Origin of the sequence: Streptomyces sp. NPDC058880, assembly GCF_042742535.1 — a bacterium.
Lineage (GTDB): Bacteria > Actinomycetota > Actinomycetes > Streptomycetales > Streptomycetaceae > Streptomyces.
Genome location: NZ_JBHYMC010000010.1, coordinates 71,745 through 94,597 on the forward strand (window position 1 = coordinate 71,745; position 22,853 = coordinate 94,597).

Consider the following 22,853-nt stretch of genomic DNA (forward strand, 5'->3'; position numbering starts at 1 on the left):
GAGGAGTTGGGAAAGTCTGCGGGGGCACCGGGACTGCCCGGGGCCTTGCCCCCGCGTCCGTGGTGGTGTGCGTGGCGGCGGCCGTAGCGTCGTGGCGTGACATCCCCAGCTGCATCTCCCAGCCCTGGCGCGCCCGTCCTCGACATCGAGCCGGTGTCGGTGATGCCGGGCGGTACCGCCACCACGAGCCTGACCGTGCGCAACGACAGCGACATCGTCGAGGCGTACCGCCTGGAAGTCGTCGGCGACTGCGCTGCCTGGACCACGGTGGAACCCGAGCGCGTCTCGCTGTACCCGGGCACCTCGGAGACGGTGACGATCCGTCTGGCGCCGCCCCGTTCCTCCCAGGTGCGGGCCGGGGACGTGCCGCTCGCCGTACGCGTGCTGCCCACCGAGCAGCCCGAGGCCGTGCGGGTGCCCGAGACCACCGTCCACGTGGAGGAGTTCCGGGAACTGCGCGCAGAGAGCGCTCCCAAACGCCGCCGCGGATGGCTGCGCGGGCGATACCGCATCGCCGTGCGCAACGAGGGGAACGCCCCGGTGAAGGTGGGCTTCACGCCCGCACAGCCCGGCGAGGAGCTGAAGTTCGACGTCGCCCCGCCCACGCTGAAGCTGGAACCGGGCGAATCCGCCGAGGTGGTGCTGAAGGTCCGCACCGGCAGCCCGGTGTGGTTCGGATCCCCCGTGACCTGGCCGTTCACCGTGGAGGTGGCCGAGGCGGGGGAGGCCGGGGAGGCGGGGGACGCCGGCGGGGCCGGGCCGCGTCCCGAGCGCGAGGGTGTACGGGCACCGCTTGAGGTGGAGTTCGTCCAGATCCCGGTCTTCCCGACATGGCTGCTCGCGGTCCTGGCCGCGCTGCTCGCTCTGCTCCTCGCCTGGTTCATGCTGGTGCGCCCCGCCGTGCGCAGCACCGCGAAGGAGGCGGCGGCCGAGGCCGCCAGGAACCCGGAGCCCGCGGCGGACGGGGCGGGGCAGAACCCGGTGGCCGGCGGCGGCAAGCAGCCGGGCGGTGTGGGTACCGGCCAGGGTGCGGCGAAGGGCGGCCAGCCCGGGGCGGGTGGCGGTGGTGGCTCCGGTGGTGGCTCCGGCGGCGGTGGCGGCGGGCTGCAGAGCTCGGCCACCATCGACCTGCAGACCGGCGGCGGCCAGAGCAAGACCGGGTCCTACACGGTGCCCGCGGGCAAGGTGTTCGGGATCACGGACCTCGTGGTGGCCAACTTCCAGGGCGACGAGGGCGTGCTGACGATCGACTTCGGCGACCGCAAGATCACGACGATCGCGTTGGAGACGTTCCGCAACCAGGACTACCACTGGGTCACCCCCATCAGCATCACCGAGAGTCAGACTGTGACCGTCCAGGTGACCTGTGCGAAGCCGGGCACTCCGGCCACCGGCCGTCAGGCCCAGGAGTGCCACGAAGTCCTCAACGTGAGCGGTGTGCTGAGCGACCTCAGGTGACCCGAGCGGGACGGACATAGTCCGTCAGGCTCGCCCAGGAGCAAAGCGGACCCGTCCCGGTCCGTCCGGAAAGTGCCTACCGGACGGACTGGTGACGGGTCGTCTGCATTCCCGTGTTCCGGTGCGGTTGCGCCGTTCCACGGCTATTGCGCGGCTACTGGGCGGTAGCGGGGCAGTCGGCAAAACATGGCCGGTTTTCGACTATCGCGCCCGGCTCGTACCCGGATTGGGGCGGGGTCGCGCCCGGTTCGTGCCCGGTTTCACGATGGACGGCTCCGCACCCCGCCCGGACCGTGGCAGCGGGCGACGTCGTGCTCCGGTCCGGTGTGCACCGCCCGGGCTCGGGAAGAGACGGCGGTCAGGGCCAGACCAGGCAGTAGGGCTGATGCCCCGCTTCGTGGAGACGGTGGCTGAAATCCTGCCACTCGTGGAGCAGCTGGTAGACGTTGAAGGCGTCGCTCGGGCCGCCGCGGTCCGGGACCGTGGACCAGATGAAGGCGGCGGCGCCCACGGACTCCTCCCCGATCCCGCGGAGCGGGTCGACCACCGTCGTCGGGAGCTTGACCACCGCGTAGTCGGGGTGGAGGACGACCAGTTCCAGCGGCGGCACCTTGTGCAGGGGTATGCCCTCGATGCCGGTCAGCACCATCGCGGCCATCGTCTCTGGCTTGATCTTGGTGAAGAGGCCGCCCATGCCGAGCTCGTCCCCGCCGAGTTCCTCCGGCCGCATCGTCACCGGGACCCGTGCCGCCGTCGCGCCGTCGGGGGCGCCGAAGTACTTGTAGGTCACTCCCATGCCGCGGCCCCTGGGCGCGTCCTCGGGCGGCGTCGCGGGCTCCGGCACGGCGTCGGCCGCCTCGGTGGCGCGCCTGCGGTGCCTGCCCCGGCGGCGGGCCTCGCGGGCTTCGCGGGCGCGCTGCGGGTCGAGGCCGTCCGTACCCTCGCCCGGTCCACCACCGCGTTGCATATCTCCACCCGACTGGTCTTGCTCGTCCCGGCCCCGCGGCCCCCGCCACGCAGCCTGATCATCATGGCAGTGACCTCCCCCGCGGCGACGCGGTGAAACGCCCGCCCGCAAGTCTGTCGCAGCCTCTGAGACCATGGCTGGTGTGAGCTACCCGTACCCGTATGAAGCCCCAGTTTCGCAGACGCTCTTCGAGCGCGCCTCCCTCGTGACCCCCGGCGGCGTGAACTCTCCCGTGCGCGCCTTCCGCGCCGTGGGCGGTACGCCCCGGTTCATGGTGTCCGGCACCGGTCCGTACCTCACGGATGCCGACGGTCGCGAGTACGTGGACCTCGTCTGCTCGTGGGGGCCGATGATCCTCGGCCATTCCCACCCCGAGGTGGTCGAGGCCGTCCAGGCGGCCGTCGCACGCGGCACCTCCTTCGGTACACCCGGTGAGGGCGAGGTGGCGCTCGCGGAGGAGATCGTGGGGCGCATCGAGCCCGTGCAGCAGGTGCGCCTGGTGTCCTCCGGGACGGAGGCGACCATGTCGGCGATCCGGCTGGCACGCGGCTTCACCGGTCGCGCCAAGGTCGTGAAGTTCGCCGGCTGCTACCACGGTCACGTGGACGCCCTGCTGGCCGCCGCCGGTTCCGGGCTGGCCACCTTCGCGCTCCCGGACACCCCCGGTGTCACGGGTGCGCAGGCCGGCGACACGATCGTGCTCCCCTACAACGACCTCGAAGCGGTCCGGGCGGCCTTCGCCGCGCACCCCGGCGAGATCGCCTGCGTGATCACCGAGGCGGCGCCCGGCAACATGGGTGTGGTCACCCCGGCCGAGGGCTTCAACCAGGGGCTCGCGGACCTGTGCCGCGAGAACGGTGCGCTCTACATCTCCGACGAGGTCATGACGGGCTTCCGCACGTCCCGCGCCGGCTGGTACGGCGTCGACGGGGTCAAGCCCGACCTGATGACCTTCGGCAAGGTCATGGGCGGCGGCTTCCCGGCCGCGGCGTTCGGCGGCCGCGCCGACGTCATGGGCCACCTCGCCCCCGCGGGCCCCGTCTACCAGGCGGGCACGCTCTCTGGAAACCCGATCGCCACCGCGGCCGGCCTCGCGCAGCTGCGGCTGCTCGACGCGGCCGCGTACGAGAAGGTCGACGCCGTCTCGGCGGAGATCCAGGGCCTGGTCGCCGGGGCGCTCGCGAAGGAGGGTGTGGCGCACCGCCTGCAGACCGCGTCCAACATGTTCTCGGTCTTCTTCACCGAGGACCCGGTGCGCGACTACGACGACGCGAAGAAGCAGGAGAGCTTCCGCTTCAACGCGTTCTTCCACTCGATGCTGGCGCAGGGCGTCTACCTGCCGCCGTCCGCCTTCGAGTCCTGGTTCGTCTCCACCGCCCACGACGAGAAGGCGATCGAGCGCGTCGCGGCAGCCCTGCCGGCCGCCGCCCGAGCCGCCGCGGAGGCCACCGCATGAGCACCGACGGCCGCGACGCGACATCCGACATCACCGTCGTGCACCTGGTGCGCCACGGTGAGGTGCACAACCCGGACGGGGTCCTGTACGGGCGTCGCGAGGGCTACCACCTCTCCGAGCTGGGCCGCCGGATGGCGGACCGGGTCGCCGAGCACCTCAAGAGCCGGGACATCGCCTACGTGGTGTCCTCGCCGCTGGAGCGGGCCCAGGAGACGGCCGAGCCGATCGCGAAGGCCCACGGCCTGGACCTGGCGACGGACGCCCGGCTGCTGGAGGCGGAGAACGTCTTCGAGGGCAAGACCTTCGGCGTCGGCGACGGCGCGCTGCGCAAGCCCGGCAACTGGAAGCACCTGACGAACCCGTTCAAGCCCTCCTGGGGCGAGCCGTACGTCGAGCAGGTGGTCCGGATGATGAGCGCGCTGGAGGCCGCGCGCGACGCGGCCCGCGGCCACGAGGCGGTGGCGGTCAGCCACCAGCTGCCGATCTGGATCGTGCGCAGTTTCGCGGAGAAGCGCCGGCTGTGGCACGACCCGCGCCGCCGCCAGTGCACCCTCGCGTCCCTGACGTCCTTCACCTTCCAGGGCGACAAGCTGGTGTCGGTGGGCTACAGCGAGCCGGCCCGGGACCTGGTCCCGGCCCACCTGCTGGCCGGGGCGAAGCCGGTGAAGGGCGCTTCCAAGGCGTTCGGAGCCTGATCGGGCAGGACAGGACAGGACGGGACGGGACAGGACCGGGTCGGACCAGACCGGATCGGGACGGTCCCGTCTCCGGGTCCGACGGTCCGTTACGGGCCGTTACAGATCTGTCTCATTAAATACAAGATGCGCGGGAATCACCGTGTCAGCACACATGTCCGGTCGGCTTGTCCGCTTATATGGACTTTCGGTCGGGGCGTGTTGACGACGATGGGGACGGTGACATGCGCGACATCAGGGGAGTCAGTCGGAGGGGGCTGCTGGGACTGGGACTTGGCGCCGCGGCCGCGATGGGAGTCGCCGGCTGCGGACTGCCCGGCGTGTCCGGTCCCGGCGCTCCCGGGCCCGCGAAGGACCCGGGGCCCGGTGGGAAGGCGCCCGCCAGGCCCATCGGTGACGGTTCGACGGCCGACACCGGACCGCAGCCCCACCAGCCCGACCCGCCGGTGCCCCTCCAGCCGGGCGAGACTCCGCCGCAGTTCGTCGTCTTCAGCTGGGACGGCGCGGGGGAGGTCGGCAACGGTCTCTTCCCGCGCTTCCTGAAGCTCGCCAGGGACCACGGCGCGGCCATGACCTTCTTCCTCTCCGGCATCTACCTGCTGCCCGAGTCGAAGCGGCACCTCTACCGGCCGCCGAACAATCCCGTCGGCGCGTCCGACATCGGCTACCTGAAGGACGAGAACGTCCGTGCCACCCTCGGCCACGTCCGCGAGGCATGGCTCGACGGGCACGAGATAGGCACGCACTTCAACGGCCACTTCTGCGGGGGGCCCGGCTCCGTCGCCCGCTGGACCCCAGAGGACTGGCAGAGCGAGATCGATCAGGCCGTGTCCTTCGTCACAAGCTGGCGCACGAACACCGGGTTCACCGATGCGGAACCGCTGCCCTTCGACTATCGCAAGGAACTGACCGGCGCCCGCACCCCCTGCCTCCTGGGCCGGGACAACCTCCTGCCGACCGCCCGGAAGCTGGGCTGGCGCTACGACGCCAGCTCGCCCGGCGGCCTCCAGGTATGGCCCGTGCGCAGGTCCGGCATCTGGGACCTGCCGCTGCAGTCCCTGCCCTTCCCGGGGCACTCCTTCGAGGTGCTGTCGATGGACTACAACATCCTCGCCAACCAGTCGAAGAACACCACGAGGGGTGCGCCCGCCCACTACCCGGCCTGGCGCACCCAGGCCACCGCCACCTATCTCGGCGGGTTCCGCAGGGCCTACGAGACCAACCGCGCCCCGCTCTTCATCGGCAACCACTTCGAGGAGTGGAACGGCGGCATCTATATGGACGCCGTCGAGGAAGCACTCAAGGGCATGGCGGACAAAAGGGATGTACGGCTCGTGTCTTTCAGGCAGTTCACCGACTGGCTGGAGGTCCAGGACCCCAAGGTGCTCGACCGGCTGCGCGCCCTCGGCCCCGGCCAGTCACCCGCCGGCGGCTGGAACGCATACCTCGCCGCCGCCTGAACCACCACCTGACCAGGGCATTGACAACCGGCCGGGGGGTGCGGAGGATCCGCGAATTGCTCATGCGAAACTTTTCACATGAGCCTTAGCCGCGCCCCCCGACGCCGCTCACCCGGCGGCCGCGCCCTCCTGCTGACCGCAGTGACCCTCACCGGCGCCCTCGCCCTCACGGCGTGCAGCGGTACGGACAGCGGCAAGCCGACCGGCAGCGGCGGCAACTACGTCACGGGCGAGAGCGGCATCTCCACCGCGGCCAAGGGCGAGCGCGCCGAGGCCCCCAAGCTCGACGGCGAGACCATCGACGGCAAGACCCTCGACACCACCGCCCTCAAGGGCAAGGTCGTCGTCCTCAACGTGTGGGGCTCCTGGTGCCCGCCCTGCCGCGCCGAGGCCCCGTCCTTCGCGAAGGTCTCCAAGGAGCTCGCCGACGCCGGCAAGGACGTCGTCTTCGTGGGCATCAACGTCCGCGACAACAGCAAGCAGAACGCCGCCGCGTTCGAGGAGACCTTCAAGGTCCCCTACCCGAGCCTCTACGACCCCGACGGCAAGCTGCTGCTCCGCTTCCCCAAGGGCAGCCTCAGCCCGAACGCCATCCCGTCCACGCTCGTCCTGGACAAGGAGGGCAAGATCGCCGCGCGCACCCTGGCCCCCCTCAGCGAGGAGCAGCTGCGCTCAATGATCGACCCCGTCCTCGCGGAGGGGTGACCCCGTGGTCGAGTACGTCCTCGCCGCCGAGGCCACGGGTGTGAACGAGACGGTCCTGAACGGCGCACTGCTGCTGGCGCTGCCGATCGCGCTCCTCGCGGGGCTCGTCTCCTTCTTCTCGCCGTGCGTCCTGCCGCTGGTACCCGGTTACCTCTCCTACGTGACCGGCGTGAGCGGAGCGGACCTCGCCGAGGCCCGCCGCGGGCGGATGCTGGCGGGCGCGCTCCTGTTCATCGCCGGCTTCACCGCGGTTTTCGTCTCCACCGGCGCGCTCTTCGGCTACTTCGGCCAGACCCTGCGGGAGAACAACGAGATCATCTCCCGCGTCCTGGGCGGGGTGGTGATCCTCATGGGCCTCTTCTTCATGGGAGCGATCCCCGGCCTGACCATGCGGGAGTTCCGCTTCCACCGCAGGCCCACGGCGGGACTGCTCGGCGCGCCGCTGCTCGGCGTGCTCTTCGGAGTCGGCTGGACCCCCTGCATGGGCCCGACCCTCGCGGCCGTCAGCACGCTCTCCCTCGACCAGGCGAGCGCCGGCCGCGGCGCGCTGCTCACCGTCGTCTACTGCCTGGGCCTGGGCTTGCCCTTCGTCCTCGCCGCGATCGCCTTCCGCAAGGCGCTCGGTGCATTCGGCTGGGTGAAGCAGCACTATGCATGGGTGATGCGCATCGGCGGCGGCATGCTGATCGTCACCGGCCTGCTGCTCGTCACAGGTTGGTGGGACAGCATCGTCACCGACATGCAGAGCTGGACCCAAAGCTTCACGGTGGGGATCTGAGGAACCGACGGACATGAGTACGACAGACAAGACGCCCACCGGGACGCCGCCCGAGCCCTCCCCGGGGGACCCCTCCGAGGCGGAGGCCGGCTCCCAGCTCTCCACCGCACCCGTCGAGGACAGCGGTCCGGTCGGCATCGGAGTGATCGGCTGGGCCCGGTGGTTCTGGCGGCAGCTCACCTCCATGCGGGTGGCGCTGATCCTGCTCTTCCTGCTGTCACTCGGCGCCATCCCGGGCTCCCTCGTCCCGCAGACCAACGTCGACGCGTTGAAGGTCGCCGAGTGGAAGCGGGACAACCCGTCCTACGTCGGAGTCGCCGAGGCGCTCCAGCTCTTCGACGTCTACAGCTCCGTGTGGTTCTCCGCGATCTACCTGCTGCTGTTCATCTCGTTGATCGGCTGCATCGTCCCGCGCGCCTGGCAGTTCGTCGGCCAGCTCCGCGGCCGACCGCCGGCCGCCCCCAGGAGGCTCGACCGGCTGCCCGCCCACACCACCTGGCGCACCGACAGCACCCCCGACGAGGTCCTCTCGTACGCGAGGGCGCTGCTCGGCGCGAAGCGCTTCCGCACCGAGGCGGGCACCGGGCACATCGCCGCGGAGAAGGGCTACCTCCGCGAGGCCGGAAACCTGATCTTCCACGTCGCGCTGATCGTGATGCTCGTCGCCTTCGCCTGGGGCCAGTACTTCAAGTCGGAGGGCGGCAAGCTGGTCCTGCGCGGCACCGGCTTCTCGAACACGCTCACCCAGTACGACGACTTCAAGCCCGGCACGCTCTTCCACCCGGACGACCTGCCGCCGTTCAGCTTCACCCTGGACCGCTTCGACGCCACCTACGAGATGTCCGGCCCGCAGCGCGGCACCCCGCGCGACTTCACGGCGTACGTCACCCTCAGCGAGGGCGCCCACGGCACGCCGCGGAAGCGCGAGATCCAGGTCAACAAGCCCCTGGAGATCGACGGGTCCAAGGTCTACCTGCTCGGCCACGGCTATGCGCCGATCATCTCGGTCACCGACCCCACCGGGAAGGTGATCTACAAGGACGCCGTCCCGGTGCTCCCGCAGGACGGCAACCTCACCTCCACCGGGGCCGTCAAGGTCACCGACGGCTACAAGGACAAGGACGGCAAGCAGGAGCAGCTCGGCTTCAACGCCGTCTTCGTGCCGACCTTCGCCGGCGAGGGCATGGGAACGATGTTCTCGCAGTTCCCCGCCCTGCTGAACCCGCAGCTCATGCTCAACGCCTGGCACGGAAGCCTCGGCGTGGACTCGGGTCTGCCGCAGAACGTCTACCGACTCGACACCTCCAAGATGGAGATGTTCAAGGACGCCTCGGGCGAGCAGTTCAAGCAGAAGCTGGCGCCCGGCGACACGATGACCCTGCCGAACGGCGCGGGCACCGTAACGTTCGAGGGCATCGAGCGGTGGGCCACCTTCTCCGTCACCCAGCAGCCCGGCAGCGGCCTCGCCCTCGCGGGTGCGATCGCCGCCATCGCGGGCCTGGCCGGGTCGCTGTTCATCCAGCGCCGCCGGATCTGGGTGCGCGCCGTGGCGGGCAAGGACGGCGTGACCGTCGTGGAGATGGCGGGCCTCGGCCGCAGCGAGTCCGCCAGACTCCCGGAGGAACTGGCGGACCTCGCCGCCACGCTGCACGAGCAGGCGCCGACCGCGACGCCCGCCGAACCTGTCGAAGAAACCCCTGAAGGAGAGCGCGGATGACGCCGCTCGCAGCCGCAGCCAACGAGAATCTGGCTGAGATCAGCAACTACCTGGTCTATTCGTCGATGGCGGTCTACACGCTCGCCTTCTTCGCACACATCGCCGAGTGGACCTTCGGTAGCCGCAGCAAGGTGGCCCGCACGGCCGCGGCGCTCACCGGCTCCACCGCGGCCGCGTCGGCTGCCCCGGCCGTGCAGGTGCGCGGCAAGGGCGGCGCCACGGCCGTACTGGACCGGCCCCGGGTCACCACCCGCTCCGGCGCCGGAACCCGTGACGTCCCGGACGGCCCCGGCGCCGCCGGCGGCACCGTGCAGGGCGACCTGTACGGGCGGATCGCGGTCTCGCTCACCGCGCTCGCCTTCCTCGTCGAGGCGGCCGGAGTGGTCACCCGCGCGATGTCGGTCGAGCGGGCCCCCTGGGGCAACATGTACGAGTTCTCGATCACCTTCTCCACGGTGGCCGTCGGCACGTACCTGGTGCTGCTCGCCCTCAAGAAGAACGTCCGCTGGCTCGGCCTGATCCTGGTCACCACCGTCCTGCTGGACCTCGGCATCGCGGTCACCTGGCTCTACACCGACAGCGACCAGCTGGTTCCGGCCCTGCACTCGTACTGGCTGTGGATCCACGTCTCCACCGCCATCTTCTGCGGCGCCGTCTTCTACCTCGGTGCGGCCGGCGCGGTCCTCTACCTCTTCCGGGACTCCTACGAGGCCAAGCTCGCCGGCGGCGGCAAGCCCGGCAGGATCACCTCCTCCGTCCTGGAGCGCCTGCCCTCGGCGGCCTCGCTGGACAAGTTCTCGTACCGCATCAACGCGGCCGTCTTCCCGCTGTGGACCTTCACGATCATCGCGGGCGCGATCTGGGCGGGCGACGCCTGGGGCCGCTACTGGGGCTGGGACCCCAAGGAGGTCTGGTCCTTCGTGACCTGGGTGGCGTACGCCTGCTACCTGCACGCCCGCGCCACCGCCGGCTGGAAGGGCCGCAAGGCCGCCTACCTGGCCCTCTTCGCCTTCGCCTGCTGGATCTGGAACTACTACGGCGTGAACATCCTGCTCAGCGGCAAGCACTCGTACGCGGGCGTCTGACCGGCGGGAGTGAGACGCTGGTGGCATGTCCCTCGTGAGCCATGCCACCAGCGAACGGCGCGGCGAGAACCACTGGCTGCTCCGCTTCGAGCTGCATCTCCCGTACGCCTACGAGGCCCTCTGGCACGCCCTGACCACGCCCGAGGGGCTGCGCGGCTGGCTGGCCGCGGCCGACGTGCTGGAGCGGCGGCTCGGCGGGTCCGTCACGCTGCGCTGGCTGAACACCCCCACCGTGGCGAGCGGACACGTCACCGCCTGGGACGTGGAGCGCGTCGCCGAGTACACGGTGAGCGAGCAGGGCCGGATCCGCTTCCACCTGGAGGCGGTCGGCACCGATTCGACGGTCGTCCGGTTCGTGAACGAGCGCGGCGGCTCCGACGAGGACCGCCTCGACTGCCTGGCCGGCTGGCACGAGCACTTCGAGCTGTTGGACGCCGCGCTGGCCGGACGCCCGACGGACTGGTCCGCCTGGACGGACGCCCGCCGGGCTCGGCTGCGCGAGTCGTACGCGTCCTTCAGTCGGGTCCCCAAGGCCTCCTGAGGCCTTCCGGCCGGAAGCCCGGCCGGCCCTAGTCGGCGTCCTTGCCGTTGTCCTTGTCCTTGTCCCGGTCCTTGTCCCGGTTCTTGTCGTCCTGCTCCTCGCGCAGGGACTTCAGGAATTCCGGATTGTCGTCGGGGGCCACCCACTGGGTGCGGCCGCCCCGGGGGCGCCGTACGTCGCCGGAGGCCACCCGCTGCTTGCCCGCGAACAGCCACACCACCGGCCCCACGATGGAGAAGAGCAGGATGATGATCACCCACATCGGCTTGGGCAGGTGCTTGACCTCCTGCTCCGGCGTGTTCAGGCAGTCGATGAAGGCGTAGATGGTCAGCGCGATGATCAGCAGGAACGGCAGGTAGCGCAGCACGGTGTGGGACCGACTCCCGGGCAGTGGCGACGGACCCGCAAGGGGCCCCGGTGACGCTCCCAGCGTAGTTGGTGACGGATACTGACCCCTATGGCTTACGACGATCTCCGCTCGCTGCTCCGGGCTCTGGAGCGAGAGGGCGACCTCAAGCGCATCAAGGCCGAAGTCGACCCGTACCTGGAGGTCGGGGAGATCGTCGACAGAGTGAACAAGGCGGGCGGTCCCGCGTTGCTCTTCGAGAACGTCAAGGGCTCGGCCATGCCGCTGGCCATGAACGTCTTCGGGACCGACCGCCGCCTCCTGAAGGCCCTCGGCCTGAAGTCGTACGGCGAGATCAGCGAGAAGATCGGCGGCCTGCTGAAGCCGGAGCTGCCGCAGGGCTTCATCGGGGTGCGCGAGGCCTTCGGCAAGCTCGGCTCGATGGTCCACGTCCCGCCGAAGAAGGTGAAGGGCGACTCCGCACCCGTCCAGGAGGTCGTCCTCACCGGTGACGACGTCGACCTGGACCTGCTGCCCGCCCTCTTCACCTGGCCCAAGGACGGCGGCTCCTTCTTCAACCTCGGCCTGACGCACACCAAGCACCCCGAGACGGGCGTGCGCAACCTCGGCCTCTACCGACTCCAGCGCCACGACAAGCGCACCATCGGCATGCACTGGCAGATCCACAAGGACAGCCGCAACCACTACGCCGTCGCCGCGGCCAAGGGCGAGCGGCTGCCGGTCGCGATCGCCTTCGGCTGCCCGCCCGCCGTCACCTACGCGTCCACCGCGCCGCTGCCGGGCGACATCGACGAGTACCTCTTCGCCGGCTTCGTCGCCGGCAAGCGGATCGAGATGGTCGACTGCAAGACCGTCCCGCTCCAGGTCCCGGCCAACGCCGAGGTCGTCGTCGAGGGCTGGCTGGAGCCCGGCGAGATGCTCCCGGAGGGCCCCTTCGGCGACCACACCGGCTTCTACACCCCGCAGGAGCCCTTCCCGGCCCTGAAGATCGACTGCATCACGATGCGCAAGCGGCCGCTGCTCCAGTCGATCGTGGTGGGCCGCCCGCCGACCGAGGACGGCCCGCTCGGCCGTGCGACGGAGCGGTTCTTCCTGCCCCTGCTGAAGATCATCATCCCGGACATCGTGGACTACCACCTGCCCGAGTCGGGCGGCTTCCACAACTGTGCGATCGTCTCGATCGACAAGAAGTACCCCAAGCACGCGCAGAAGGTCATGCACGCCATTTGGGGCGCCCACATGATGTCGCTGACCAAGCTGATCATCGTGGTGGACAAGGACTGCGACGTCCACGACCTGCACGAGGTGTCCTGGCGGGCCCTCGGCAACACGGACTACTCCCGCGACCTCACCGTGGTCGAGGGACCGGTGGACCATCTTGACCACGCCTCCTACCAGCAGTTCTGGGGCGGCAAGGCGGGCATCGACGCCACCAAGAAGCTGCCCGAGGAGGGCTACACGCGCGACGGCGGCTGGCCCGACATGGTGGAGTCCGACCCGGCGACGGCGGCCCTGGTGGACCGCCGCTGGAAGGAGTACGGCCTGTGAGTCCGATCCCCGTGGACGGCCCGGAACTGCACCTCGGCACCGCGGAGGCGTACGTCGTCCTGGCGCGCCCGAAGATCGACCCGACCCAGCCCGGCGTGATCGCCGCGGCCCGGGACGCGGGCGTGAGCCCGGAGGAGTTCGCCGGGCCCGGCGACGTCTGGACGCTGATGTACGACGCGGACGGCGACGGCGACGGCTTCGAACTGCCCGGCGCCCGGGACACCGAGGCCGACGCCTTCGCGGAGCGGTTGCAGCAGGCCCTGGCGGCGGCCGAGCCCTTCACGGTCGAGGCCGGCAACTTCCTGCGCCTGGACGCCCGGCCCGCCGGCGCCGACTGGGCGGTCACCGCGCACGTCACCCCGCCCGAGGGCGAGCCCGACGGCCCCGCCGCCCGGACGCTGGACCTCGGTGCGCTGCGGGCGCCGGACCTGCTCGCCGACCTCGAACGGTTCCGGAGGGAGGTCGCATGATGGCCACCGCCGACGGAGTGGTCGGACAGGGGCCCGCCCCGGAGGCCGCCAACAAGGTCAGGGCCTTCCTGCGGCTGGTGATGATCGAGCACTCGGTCTTCGCGCTGCCGTTCGCCTACATCGCCGCCCTGACCGCCATGTTCCAGCTCGACCGGACCGTGCACTGGGGCAAGCTGCTGCTGGTCACGGTCTGCATGGTGGGGCTGCGGACCTTCGCGATGGCCGCGAACCGGATCATCGACCGCGAGATCGACGCCCGCAACCCGCGGACGGCGGGGCGTGAGCTGGTCACCGGTGCGGTGTCGGTCCGCTCGGCCTGGACCGGTGCGGCGATCGCGCTCGTGGTCTTCCTCGGCTCGGCGGCTCTGCTGAACCCGCTGTGTCTGGCGCTGGCGCCGGTCGCCGTCGTCCCGATGGTGGTCTACCCGTACGGCAAGCGGTTCACGAACCTCCCGCACGCCATCCTCGGACTGGCCCAGGCGATGGGCCCGGTCGGGGCCTGGCTGGCGATCACCGGGGAGTGGTCCTGGGACGCGGTGATCCTGGGTCTGGCGGTCGGCGTCTGGATCGGCGGCTTCGACCTGATCTTCGCCTGCCAGGATGTGGCCGCCGACCGCGCGGAGGGCGTCAAGTCCGTCCCGGCCCGCTTCGGCGTCCCGGCCGCCCTGTGGGGCGCGCGCGGCTCCCACGTCGTGACCACGGCCCTGCTGGCCTGGTACGCGCTCGCCACGGACGCGGGCCCGCTGTTCTGGGCCGGTCTGGCGATCGTCGTCGTCGCCTTCGTCTACGAGCACACCATCGTGACGCCGCACGACCTGTCGCGCCTGAACCGGGCCTTCTTCACCGTGAACGGCTTCATCGGCATCGCCCTCTTCGTGTGCGCCCTGGCCGATCTCGTGGTGCGTGGCCTGACCTTCTGAGCAGCCTGCCACCTGCCGTCGAGCGCAGCGGCCGGGGCGCCGCCGGGACCGACGCCGGCAGATGCGCGAGCGGCTTCCCGGGCAGGGCTGCGGGAGGCCCCGGGCCCGCCCGCGGACCGGGCGGTGGTCAGCCCGTGACGGCCGCCGGGCGGCGGCGGGCCGGGCGCTGGAAGTACAGGGCCGTCACGATGCCGGCCACCAGGCCGCACAGGTGTCCCTGCCAGCTGACGCCCGAGTCCGTCGGCATGATGCCGGAGACGACCGTGGTGCCCCAGACAGCGGCCACGCCCACGGCCACCGCGATGCCCAGCGCCTTGCGCTCGACGAAGCCCCGTACGAGCAGATAGCCGAAGAGGCCGAAGACGATGCCGGAGGCACCCAGCGTCATGGTGCCGGACGGGGATATCAGCCAGGTGCCGAGGCCGTCGGCGAGCAGGATCAGGCCACACACCGCGAGGAACCGGCGGATCCCGGACAGGGCGGCTATGAAGCCGAGGACCAGCAGCGGGACGCTGTTGGCGGCGACGTGGTCGAAGCCGAAGTGCAGGAAGGCCGCGGAGACGACGCCGGTGAGCGTGTCGGGGTCACGGGCGACGATCCCGTACTGGTCGAGGGCGTGACCGGTGAGGTGGTCGACTGCCTCCAGGGCCCACAGCAGGGCCACCCAGCCCAGCATCAGCTGGGCAGCCGCCTTGGCCCTGCGGGTCTGCGTCCAGCCGGTATCGACCGTCGTGCTCATCTTCGCCCCCTTCGCGGCTCCCCCTACGGGAACGTGCGGTCACCTTACTGAGTGCCCGCACGGCGTGGCCGGATAGTCTCGGAGGTATGACAGAGCGCAATCGCACGCCGTGGGTGGTCGGGGTTTCCGGAGCGTCCGGGACGCCCTACGCGGCGGCGGTGCTCCGTGGCCTGCTCGCCGCGGGGGAGAGCGTCGACCTGGTCGTGAGCCGGGCCTCGCGTCTCACCCTGCTGGACGAGACGGGCATCGCCTTCCGTGACGCGCACTGGCGCGCGGACCTTGCGGAGTGGCTGGCACGCGGAGCCGACGGCAAGCCGGGGACCTTCGAGGGCCTGGCGGCCGACGCGGACGTGCGGTACTGGGGTGCCGGGGACCTGGCCGCCGGCCCGAGCTCGGGCTCGTACCCGGTCAAGGGGATGCTGATCGTCCCGGCGTCCACGGCTTGCGTGGCGGGGGTGGCGCTCGGGCTGTCGAAGGACCTGCTCCAGCGCGTGGCGAGCGTCACGCTCAAGGAGCGGCGCCGACTGGTGGTCGCGGTGCGGGAGACCCCGCTGAACGGACAGACGCTGAAGCATCTGGTGGCGCTGGACGAGGCGGGCGCGGTCGTGCTGCCCGCCTCTCCGGCGTTCTACGCGGGTGCGACGCACATCCAGGATCTGGTGGACTTCGTCGCGGGGCGGGTGCTGGACGCGGCAGGGGTGCCGCACCGGCTCTACCGCCGCTGGGAGGGGGAGCTGGGAGGCTCCCGCGCTCCCCGGGAGGCGAACGGTGCCGACTAGGCCGGTGACTAGGCCTTCTTGCGGCCGAGCGGCTTGCGTGCCTTGTCGACGCGGGCGGCCGCGACGGGCTGGTGGGCTCGGGATCGGTTGGCCAGCTCCTGGAGCTGTCGCATGTGTGCGTGCGCCATCTCGATCGTGAACACGGTGTATCACTCCTGAAGATCGTTAGTGATCTGATGAAGGAAATCGCAGGGTGTTGACCCCGCATGCCTTAGATTCTATACCTAGACTTGCAGGATCGCCGAATAATGGAAGGCCCCACGTCATGGACACGGTGGACAGGCAGCTCATCCAGGCACTCCGGGAGAACGGTCGCGCCTCATATGCGGAGCTGGGCCGTCTCGTGGGCCTCTCCGGCCCCAGCGTCACCGACCGCATCAACCGTCTGGAGACGGCCGGTGTCATCACCGGCTACCGCGCGACGGTCGACTCCGCCTCGCTCGGCCTCGGCGTCACCGCACTGATCGGCATCTCCCTCTCCGACGCCGCCGACCACGAGGACGTGGCACGGCGGCTGCGCGACCTCGCGGAGATCGAGGACTGCTGGTTCATCGCCGGCGACGACTCCTACATGCTCAAGGTGCGCGCCAGCGACGTGGACGGCCTGGAGAAGATCATCCGCAAGCTCTCCGGCACCAAGGGCGTCTCGCGCACCCGCACCACCATCGTGCTCTCCACGAAGTGGGAGAACCGGGTCGGGGAGCTGCCCGAGGAAGCCTGAGAGTACGGTGGGTCAGGGTTTGCAGGACAGGCAAGAGGCATCTAGAGGAGGCGACCGGTACATGGACGCTGGGCTCAAGCGTGAGCTGGAGGAGAAGGTCCGCTCCGGCGAGCGGCTGACCCGTGAGGACGGCATCGCCCTCTACGAGTCGGACGACCTGGCCTGGCTCGGTGGCCTCGCCCACGAGGTGCGCACGCGCAAGAACGGTGACGTGGTCCACTTCAACGTCAACCGCCACCTCAACATGACGAACGTGTGTACCGCGTCGTGCGCCTACTGCTCCTTCCAGCGCAAGCCGGGCGAGAAGGACGCGTACACGATGCGCATCGAGGAGGCCGTCCGCCTGGCCAAGGCCATGGAGACGGAGAACCTCACCGAGCTGCACATCGTCAACGGCCTGCACCCGAACCTGCCGTGGCGCTACTACCCGCGCTCGCTGTCCGAGCTGAAGAAGGCCCTGCCGAACGTCTCGCTGAAGGCGTTCACGGCGACCGAGATCCACCACTTCGAGACGATCTCCGGCATGTCGGCCTCCGACATCCTGGACGAGCTGATCGAGGCGGGCCTGGAGTCGCTCACCGGCGGCGGTGCGGAGATCTTCGACTGGGAGGTGCGCCAGCACATCGTCGACCACCGCACCCACTGGGAGGACTGGTCGCGCATCCACCGGCTCGCGCACGCGAAGGGCCTCAAGACCCCCTCGACGATGCTGTACGGGCACATCGAGGAGCCGCGCCACCGCGTGGACCACGTGCTGCGGCTGCGGGAGCTCCAGGATGAGACCGGCGGGTTCCAGGTCTTCATCCCGCTGCGCTACCAGCACGACTTCGTGGACATGCAGGACGGCAAGGTGCGCAACAGGCTCCAGGCGCGCACGACCATGGCCACCGGCGCCGAGGCGCTGAAGACCTTCGCGGTCTCGCGGCTGCTCTTCGATAACGTGCCGCACGTCAAGGTCTTCTGGGTGATGCACGGCGTGCAGACCGCCCAGCTCGCACTCCAGCACGGTGCGGACGACATGGACGGCTCGGTCGTCGAGTACAAGATCACCCACGACGCGGACAACTACGGCACCCCGAACAAGCTGGGCCGCGAGGACCTGCTGGAGCTGATCCGGGAGGCCGGCTTCCGCCCGGTCGAGCGCAACACGCGCTACGAGATCATCCGCGAGTACCCCGGCCCGGACGCGAACCTGCGCGAGACCCCGCAGGCGATGCGCGTCTGACCCTCCGGCGCCCGGCGCCCGGCGCGCCGCAGCCGCTTCCGGCGAGTTAACCCCGGCCCATGGGCCGGGGTTTAGCTTTGCCTGGACGACCCATGAGGTAATGACTGAACTCAGTAAAATGACCATTACTTTCACCCTGGATCCGGTCGTCGGGCCCTCCCTGTGTGAGGGAATCCTCGAACTCTGGGTCGACGTCTCCAATGCGGGCGGCGCCGTGGGCTTCGTGCCCCCGGTCACCCACGACGACGTCCGCCCCTCGCTTGACGAGCACCTCGTCGGCGTCGTCGACGGGAGCCGCCGGCTGCTGGTCGGGCACGACGAGGCCGGGGCGGTCGCCGCGACCGCCTTCCTCGTCCGCAACGCGCACCGGCTCCATCGGCACTGGCTGTGGGCCTGCACGGTGATGGTCCATCCGCGCCACCAGGGCAGGGGCCTCGGGCGCGACCTCATGGCCGCCACCGAGGCGGCGGCCCGCTCGATCGAGGGAATCGACGCCATCCGCCTCAGCTGTCGCGGCGGCTTCGGCCTGGAGCGCTTCTACGCCTCCTGTGGCTACAAGCAGGTGGGTCGCGTCCCCGGCGCCGTCCGCATGGCCCCAGGCGACGACCGCGACGACATCACGATGCTCCTGCCGCTCCTGTGACGGCGGCCGGACGGGCCGCCCCCGCGCACCCCGGCGGGCCGCTGCCGGGTCTCGGCATGCTTCACTGGAAGGCGCCGTGCGACGCGTGACGCCCGGCGCGTGACGCACGACGCGTGACGCACGACGCATCCGACCACGACGAGAGAGAAGGGGTCACCGTGTCCCTCAAGCCGAGCGCAACGATCCGATACACCGCGATGCGCCTGGGCATCTTCGTCGGCTGCCTCGCCGTCGTCGCGCTCCTCGTCCGGTTCGGCCTGGTCCCCGCCGGGCTCGGCGACGCCAACGGCGCCTGGGTCGTCCTGCTCGCCCTCGTGCTCTCCGCCCCACTCTCCTTCGTCCTCCTGCGCAAGCAGCGTGACGAGATGTCCGCGCAGATCTCCGGGCGCGTCGCGGGTGCGAAGCAGAAGCTCGCCGAGAACCGCAGCCAGGAGGACCAGGCCGACGACGCGGCGCGCGTCGGGTCGTAACGCCCCCGTTGGCTTTCTCACACACCGAACCGCCCCAGCGCCGGGTACGCCGCCCGTAGCGCTGGGGCGGCGGCGTTCTCCGGGCCCGCGCAAGAGGGCCCCGTGCGCCGCTGTCTCAAAGCGCCCCTTTGAGATTCCCAAAGGATGAGTGTTAGCGTGTTCATCATGTTGACCACAGCTGCGCACCCGATGATCACGAGCGTCCCGCTCGTGATGCGCCTGCACGTCGACCTCTGCCGCCGCGCGTCCGCGGCCTGTTGCTGTTGAGCTGAATCGATACAGCAGCGGTCCCGGCCGGCCCTTCCTGGCTGCTGCCGCACCGCAACACCCGCAGAACCACCCCCCCCTCACCCCGTGCGCCACCTCCGGAGAGTGTCCGTGTCCGCGACCCCACAGGCCCCTGCCAAGGCCTCGTTCAAGTTCCCCTTCTGGGCCCAGATCGTCGCCGGTCTCGCCCTCGGCGTCCTCTTCGGCTGGATAGCCCGCAGCCAGGACGTCAGCTGGCTCGGCACCACGTTGGAGAAGACCGGCGACATCTTCGTCCAGCTGCTCAAGCTGGCCATCGCCCCGCTCGTCTTCTTCGCGATCCTGGTGTCGATCACCAACCTGCGCAAGGTGAACAACGCGGCTCGCCTCGCCTCCCGCACCCTCCTCTGGTTCATGATCACCTCGCTGATCGCGGTCGGCATCGGCATCACCATCGGCCTGCTGACCGACCCGGGTTCGGGCACCGGCCTGACCGCCGCCGACGGCCAGGAGCCCAAGAAGACCGGCTCCTGGATCGACTTCCTGACCGGCATCGTGCCGACGGACATCGTCACCCCGTTCACCGAGCTGAAGGTCCTTCAGATCGTCTTCCTGGCCGTCGTCGCCGGCATCGCCGCCCTCCAGCTCGGCGCCAAGGCCAAGCCGGTCCTCGACCTCGCCGAGTCCGCCCTGGAGCTCCTCCAGAAGGCCCTGTGGTGGGTCATCCGCCTCGCCCCGATCGGCACCATCGGCCTGATCGGCACCGCGATCGCCACGTACGGCTGGGACCTGATCGGCAAGTACGCCACCTTCACCGCCGACATCTACATCGGCTGCGCCCTGGTCATGTTCGGCGTCTACCCGCTGCTGCTCGCGACGGTCGCCAAGGTCAGCCCGATCCAGTTCTTCAAGGGCGCCTGGCCCGCCATCCAGCTGGCCTTCGTCTCCCGCTCCTCCGTCGGCACCATGCCGGTCACCCAGAAGGTCACCGAACGCCTCGGCGTTCCCAAGGAGTACGCCTCCTTCGCCGTCCCGTTCGGCGCCACCACCAAGATGGACGGCTGCGCCGCGATCTACCCGGCACTCGCCGCCATCTTCATCGCGCAGATCTTCGACGTGCAGCTGGGCATCAAGGAGTACCTGCTCATCGTCTTCGTCTCGGTCATCGGCTCCGCCGCGACGGCCGGCCTGACGGGCGCCACCGTCATGCTGACGCTGACCCTCTCCACCCTGGGCCTCCCGCTCGCGGGCGTCGGCCTGCTGCTGGCGATCGACCCGATCCTGGACATGATCCGCACGGCCACGAACGTCGCCGGCCAGGCCCTGGTCCCGGTCATCGTCTCGGCCCGCGAGGGGATCCTGGACAAGGAGGCCTACGGCAACGCCTCGGCCTCCCCGCTGGACGAGCCCGCCGCCCCGGTCGTCGTCGACGCCGCGCCGCAGCCGGCCGCCGCGACCGCCTGAGCAGCCCGCACATCCCACACTCCGCGGTCCCCGCCCCCGTCCGGGCGGGGGCCGCGGCGTCTTTTTCCCCGCAGGACGCCGGACGGTGCGGGCGCGGACGAGTGCGGTCGTCGAGACCGGCAACGGGCCGCGATCAGCAACGAGCCGCGAACGGTACCGGCCGCGAACCACCAGCGGCCCGCCGTGCGGCGGCGGGCCCCGAACGGCCGAGGAGGCCGCGTGGCGCGGGCAGACCGGTGTACCCGCGGGGCGGCCTCAGCCGAGCGTCTCGATGCGAACCCATGCGAGCACCCCCAGAACGAGCGGCGGCGCGAGCCACCACGAGCCCAGCAGCCTGCGGACGGGTGGGGCGAGCGTGATCAGGAGCCCGAGCGCGCTCAGGCAGAGGGAGAGGAAGACGGCCGCGGCCGTGCCCTCGTACCCCTGGTGGTCCCATGAGGCCTGCGGCCCGCGGGACACGGCGGCGTAGACGAGCACGGCGTTCAGGGCGTGCACGAGGGCGAGGAGGAGCCCGAGCACCCGGCGCGCCCAGCCACGGTCCGCGGGCGGGACGATGGTCCCGCTGCCGTCTGTCATCCCATCGCGTCCTTCACCTTGCCGAGAGCGTCGCCGAAACCATCGCCGTAGTCCTGGGCCTTGCCCGACCGCCAGTACGGGCCGCCGTTGTAGCGGGCGGCGATCTCCCGCATCTGGGTCTCGGTCAGCCGCTCCGCGGGCACGTCGCCGTACCCCGCCTCGGCCTTGAGCCGGGCCAGATGGCCCGCAGCGATGAACGCATTCTGCTTCGGATCCTGGAGCGACTCCTCCACCAGGTCCCGCTGGGCCCGCGTGAGGTGCGCCGGATCGTAGCCGAGCACCTCGGCGCCCCGGCGCAGCTGGATTGCGAGCGGCCCGAACGAGGTCTCGTCGGGCATCCCGCCCAGCCGCCACGGCAGGTCCCGCGGCGAGAGGGGGCTCAGCGGCGAGGCGGCCGCGCCGCGCAGGGTGTCGGTGAGGTCGTCGGTGAGTCCGTACTGCCCGCCGATCTCCTTCCAGGCGATCCCCGCGACGAGTTCCTCGGGCAGTCCGGCATGCCCCGCGGCGGCCCGCAGCAGCTCCTTGTTGCGGGAGATCCAGCGGGCCCGCTCCTCGTCGTCGCCCGGAGGGTCCCAGTAGCTGTCGTCCGCCACAGGCAGAGACGAGATCCGCATTCGGATGTCACGCAGCGCAGGTGACATCTCGGCGTCGCCGACCGCCGGCGCCGTCTCCCGTTTCGGGCCGCTGCCGGGCAGGCGGGTCAGCGGAGAGGCGGCGGCCTCCGCCGCCTCCCGACGGATGTCCGCCATCGCCGCATACAGGTCGGGCCGTGCGCCGCCGCCCGGCACCCTGAACTCGGGGAGCAGCCCGTATGCCTGTTTCAGCGCGTGGACGCACGTGGCGCGGGCCTCCTCCTCCACGGTCTTCGCGAGGTGGAAGCTGCCGCCCGCCGCGTCGTGGAGCCGGTCCGCCTCCTCCCGGATGTCGTCGACGTCCAGGGTGACCTCGGCCAGAAAGTCGAGGAATCCGGTCGTGGCCCGCATGTCCTCCCACCGCCGCATGGGCTCCGCCGCCCGCGCGGCCTCGGTGACCGCCACGCCCTTGGTGCCGATGAGCGCCGCGAGCGCCCGTTCGGTGTGCTTGCCGTTGCGGTAGTGGGACGTCGCGGTGGTGACGGCGGCGGCGTAGGCGTTCAGGGCACTGGCGGCCCTGTCGTAGCCTTCGGCCATCTGGGCCACCAGCAGCCGGGCCTCGGTGAGGCGCTCGGTGTACGTGTGGCTGCCTTCGCTCTCCCACTCGGTACGGGTCTCCGCGCGCCGGGCCGGCGCTCCGACCTGGACCAGGAGGTCGCGCAGACGGCGGAACTCGGCGGCGTTGCGCTCGATGAGCGGCGGACTGCACTCCTCCAGGAACGCGACGTCCTCGCGGTGGCTGATCCCCCTGCTCACTTGCACTCCGGCGGCACGTACCGCCCCGAGTCGAGGAGGCCGGCCAGGAAGGACCGGGCGGTGTCGTCGTCCACCTCGGCGAAGCTCGTGCCGGCGGTCTTGAGGCGGGTGGCGAGCCCGGCGAAGAGGGCGACGGTGTCCTTGAACTGGTCGTCGGCGAACGCGGCGAAGCGGAGGGTCTGTGCGGCCACGTCGGCATGGGCGCGCGGGGCGCGCGCCATGGTGCTCGCGTCGCCGTCGGGGCGGCCCTCGTGGAGCAGCGCGGCGATCTCGATCAGGAGGTTCGCATTCCCGTTGAGGGACGAAGCCGTGGCCACCAGCGCCCCGGCCGGACCGTCACCGCCCGCCCCGGGCGCCGGTACCGGGTCTGGCGCGGGTGCCGGCGCCGACCGGGCGAGGGCTTTGTGCTCCGCCCATTCCGCGTCGAACGACATC

The 22,853-nt window shown here is 70.7% G+C and carries 25 protein-coding genes; 18 read left to right on the forward strand and 7 right to left on the reverse strand.

The features are described 5' to 3' along the window. The first annotated feature begins 96 nt into the window (after positions 1-96). Positions 97-1,458 (forward strand): hydrolytic protein, encoded by a 1,362-nt coding sequence (locus ACFW2G_RS08600; RefSeq protein WP_384582688.1) that lies wholly within the window; start codon positions 97-99, stop codon positions 1,456-1,458. Positions 1,459-1,816: 358 nt separating this feature from the next. Here the strand turns inward: ACFW2G_RS08600 and ACFW2G_RS08605 are convergent, their stop codons facing one another. Further along, positions 1,817-2,425, reverse strand: a complete 609-nt coding sequence (locus tag ACFW2G_RS08605) for a hypothetical protein (protein WP_078556091.1) — start codon at positions 2,423-2,425, stop codon at positions 1,817-1,819. 133 nt (positions 2,426-2,558) lie between these two features. Here ACFW2G_RS08605 and hemL point away from each other — a divergent pair, with 133 nt between their 5' ends. The 8 genes from hemL (at position 2,559) to ACFW2G_RS08645 (ending at position 10,862) form a co-directional block, all read left to right on the forward strand. Next, complete coding sequence (gene hemL, locus ACFW2G_RS08610) at positions 2,559-3,881, forward strand: glutamate-1-semialdehyde 2,1-aminomutase (RefSeq protein ID WP_384446312.1); 1,323 nt, start codon at positions 2,559-2,561, stop codon at positions 3,879-3,881. Further along, a complete protein-coding gene (locus ACFW2G_RS08615) occupies positions 3,878-4,576 on the forward strand; it encodes a histidine phosphatase family protein (RefSeq protein WP_037918777.1) in 699 nt (232 codons plus the stop codon). Before hemL ends, ACFW2G_RS08615 begins: the two co-directional genes overlap by 4 nt. 224 nt (positions 4,577-4,800) lie before the next feature. Continuing rightward, the gene (locus tag ACFW2G_RS08620) at positions 4,801-6,036 is read left to right on the forward strand and encodes a hypothetical protein (RefSeq protein ID WP_370466482.1); all 1,236 of its coding nucleotides are present in this window, start codon (positions 4,801-4,803) and stop codon (positions 6,034-6,036) included. Positions 6,037-6,114: 78 nt separating this feature from the next. After that, positions 6,115-6,741 carry a TlpA family protein disulfide reductase gene (locus ACFW2G_RS08625; protein ID WP_384582691.1) on the forward strand — a complete coding sequence of 209 codons (627 nt, stop codon included), beginning with the start codon at positions 6,115-6,117 and terminating at the stop codon, positions 6,739-6,741. Between the two features lie 4 nt (positions 6,742-6,745). Continuing rightward, positions 6,746-7,519, forward strand: a complete 774-nt coding sequence (locus ACFW2G_RS08630; RefSeq protein ID WP_384446317.1) for a cytochrome c biogenesis CcdA family protein — start codon at positions 6,746-6,748, stop codon at positions 7,517-7,519. A 13-nt stretch (positions 7,520-7,532) separates the two neighbouring features. Then, positions 7,533-9,236: a cytochrome c biogenesis protein ResB gene (locus ACFW2G_RS08635; RefSeq protein WP_384446319.1), complete on the forward strand. Its 1,704-nt coding sequence runs from the start codon at positions 7,533-7,535 to the stop codon at positions 9,234-9,236. Next, on the forward strand, positions 9,233-10,321 hold the full coding sequence (ccsB, locus tag ACFW2G_RS08640) for a c-type cytochrome biogenesis protein CcsB (RefSeq protein ID WP_037918784.1): 1,089 nt from the start codon (positions 9,233-9,235) through the stop codon (positions 10,319-10,321). Before ACFW2G_RS08635 ends, ccsB begins: the two co-directional genes overlap by 4 nt. 25 nt (positions 10,322-10,346) lie before the next feature. Then, a complete protein-coding gene (locus tag ACFW2G_RS08645) occupies positions 10,347-10,862 on the forward strand; it encodes an SRPBCC domain-containing protein (RefSeq protein ID WP_037918786.1) in 516 nt (171 codons plus the stop codon). Between the two features lie 28 nt (positions 10,863-10,890). Here ACFW2G_RS08645 and ACFW2G_RS08650 read toward each other — a convergent pair whose 3' ends face one another. Beyond that, positions 10,891-11,229, reverse strand: coding sequence for a PLD nuclease N-terminal domain-containing protein (locus ACFW2G_RS08650; protein ID WP_384582694.1), 339 nt, complete (start codon positions 11,227-11,229; stop codon positions 10,891-10,893). Between the two features lie 90 nt (positions 11,230-11,319). On the opposite strand from ACFW2G_RS08650, the gene ACFW2G_RS08655 reads away from it, so the two are divergent. Genes ACFW2G_RS08655 through mqnP form a run of 3 tightly spaced genes read left to right on the forward strand, consistent with a single transcriptional unit; the run spans position 11,320 to position 14,167 of the window. Beyond that, complete coding sequence (locus tag ACFW2G_RS08655; RefSeq protein WP_037918790.1) at positions 11,320-12,777, forward strand: menaquinone biosynthesis decarboxylase; 1,458 nt, start codon at positions 11,320-11,322, stop codon at positions 12,775-12,777. Then, on the forward strand, positions 12,774-13,247 hold the full coding sequence (locus ACFW2G_RS08660; protein WP_037918792.1) for a hypothetical protein: 474 nt from the start codon (positions 12,774-12,776) through the stop codon (positions 13,245-13,247). Before ACFW2G_RS08655 ends, ACFW2G_RS08660 begins: the two co-directional genes overlap by 4 nt. Beyond that, complete coding sequence (gene mqnP, locus ACFW2G_RS08665) at positions 13,244-14,167, forward strand: menaquinone biosynthesis prenyltransferase MqnP (protein WP_037918794.1); 924 nt, start codon at positions 13,244-13,246, stop codon at positions 14,165-14,167. The genes ACFW2G_RS08660 and mqnP overlap by 4 nt, the downstream gene beginning before the upstream one ends. A gap of 127 nt (positions 14,168-14,294) precedes the next feature. Here mqnP and ACFW2G_RS08670 read toward each other — a convergent pair whose 3' ends face one another. Continuing rightward, positions 14,295-14,906 carry a rhomboid family intramembrane serine protease gene (locus ACFW2G_RS08670; protein WP_384446328.1) on the reverse strand — a complete coding sequence of 204 codons (612 nt, stop codon included), beginning with the start codon at positions 14,904-14,906 and terminating at the stop codon, positions 14,295-14,297. Between the two features lie 86 nt (positions 14,907-14,992). Between ACFW2G_RS08670 and ACFW2G_RS08675 the strand changes: the two genes are divergently transcribed. Further along, positions 14,993-15,685 carry a UbiX family flavin prenyltransferase gene (locus ACFW2G_RS08675; protein WP_037918796.1) on the forward strand — a complete coding sequence of 231 codons (693 nt, stop codon included), beginning with the start codon at positions 14,993-14,995 and terminating at the stop codon, positions 15,683-15,685. Positions 15,686-15,693: 8 nt separating this feature from the next. Here ACFW2G_RS08675 and ACFW2G_RS08680 read toward each other — a convergent pair whose 3' ends face one another. After that, entirely contained in the window at positions 15,694-15,828 is a 135-nt protein-coding gene (locus tag ACFW2G_RS08680) for a hypothetical protein (RefSeq protein ID WP_269084508.1), read from the reverse strand. 122 nt (positions 15,829-15,950) lie between these two features. Here ACFW2G_RS08680 and ACFW2G_RS08685 point away from each other — a divergent pair, with 122 nt between their 5' ends. The 5 genes from ACFW2G_RS08685 (at position 15,951) to ACFW2G_RS08705 (ending at position 20,454) form a co-directional block, all read left to right on the forward strand. Continuing rightward, positions 15,951-16,406, forward strand: coding sequence for an Lrp/AsnC family transcriptional regulator (locus ACFW2G_RS08685; protein ID WP_030026281.1), 456 nt, complete (start codon positions 15,951-15,953; stop codon positions 16,404-16,406). A 61-nt stretch (positions 16,407-16,467) separates the two neighbouring features. Then, the gene (mqnE, locus tag ACFW2G_RS08690; protein ID WP_037918797.1) at positions 16,468-17,631 is read left to right on the forward strand and encodes an aminofutalosine synthase MqnE; all 1,164 of its coding nucleotides are present in this window, start codon (positions 16,468-16,470) and stop codon (positions 17,629-17,631) included. A 118-nt stretch (positions 17,632-17,749) separates the two neighbouring features. After that, positions 17,750-18,274 carry a GNAT family N-acetyltransferase gene (locus ACFW2G_RS08695; RefSeq protein ID WP_384582698.1) on the forward strand — a complete coding sequence of 175 codons (525 nt, stop codon included), beginning with the start codon at positions 17,750-17,752 and terminating at the stop codon, positions 18,272-18,274. Between the two features lie 197 nt (positions 18,275-18,471). Then, positions 18,472-18,744 (forward strand): DUF4229 domain-containing protein, encoded by a 273-nt coding sequence (locus ACFW2G_RS08700; protein WP_052030316.1) that lies wholly within the window; start codon positions 18,472-18,474, stop codon positions 18,742-18,744. A 372-nt stretch (positions 18,745-19,116) separates the two neighbouring features. After that, the gene (locus tag ACFW2G_RS08705) at positions 19,117-20,454 is read left to right on the forward strand and encodes a dicarboxylate/amino acid:cation symporter (RefSeq protein ID WP_384446334.1); all 1,338 of its coding nucleotides are present in this window, start codon (positions 19,117-19,119) and stop codon (positions 20,452-20,454) included. 255 nt (positions 20,455-20,709) lie between these two features. Here ACFW2G_RS08705 and ACFW2G_RS08710 read toward each other — a convergent pair whose 3' ends face one another. Genes ACFW2G_RS08710 through ACFW2G_RS08720 form a run of 3 tightly spaced genes read right to left on the reverse strand, consistent with a single transcriptional unit; the run spans position 20,710 to position 22,852 of the window. After that, a complete protein-coding gene (locus tag ACFW2G_RS08710) occupies positions 20,710-21,030 on the reverse strand; it encodes a hypothetical protein (protein WP_384446336.1) in 321 nt (106 codons plus the stop codon). After that, complete coding sequence (locus ACFW2G_RS08715; protein ID WP_384446338.1) at positions 21,027-22,418, reverse strand: hypothetical protein; 1,392 nt, start codon at positions 22,416-22,418, stop codon at positions 21,027-21,029. Before ACFW2G_RS08715 ends, ACFW2G_RS08710 begins: the two co-directional genes overlap by 4 nt. Then, positions 22,415-22,852, reverse strand: coding sequence for a hypothetical protein (locus ACFW2G_RS08720; RefSeq protein ID WP_236647536.1), 438 nt, complete (start codon positions 22,850-22,852; stop codon positions 22,415-22,417). The genes ACFW2G_RS08715 and ACFW2G_RS08720 overlap by 4 nt, the downstream gene beginning before the upstream one ends. Position 22,853: the final 1 nt, after the last annotated feature.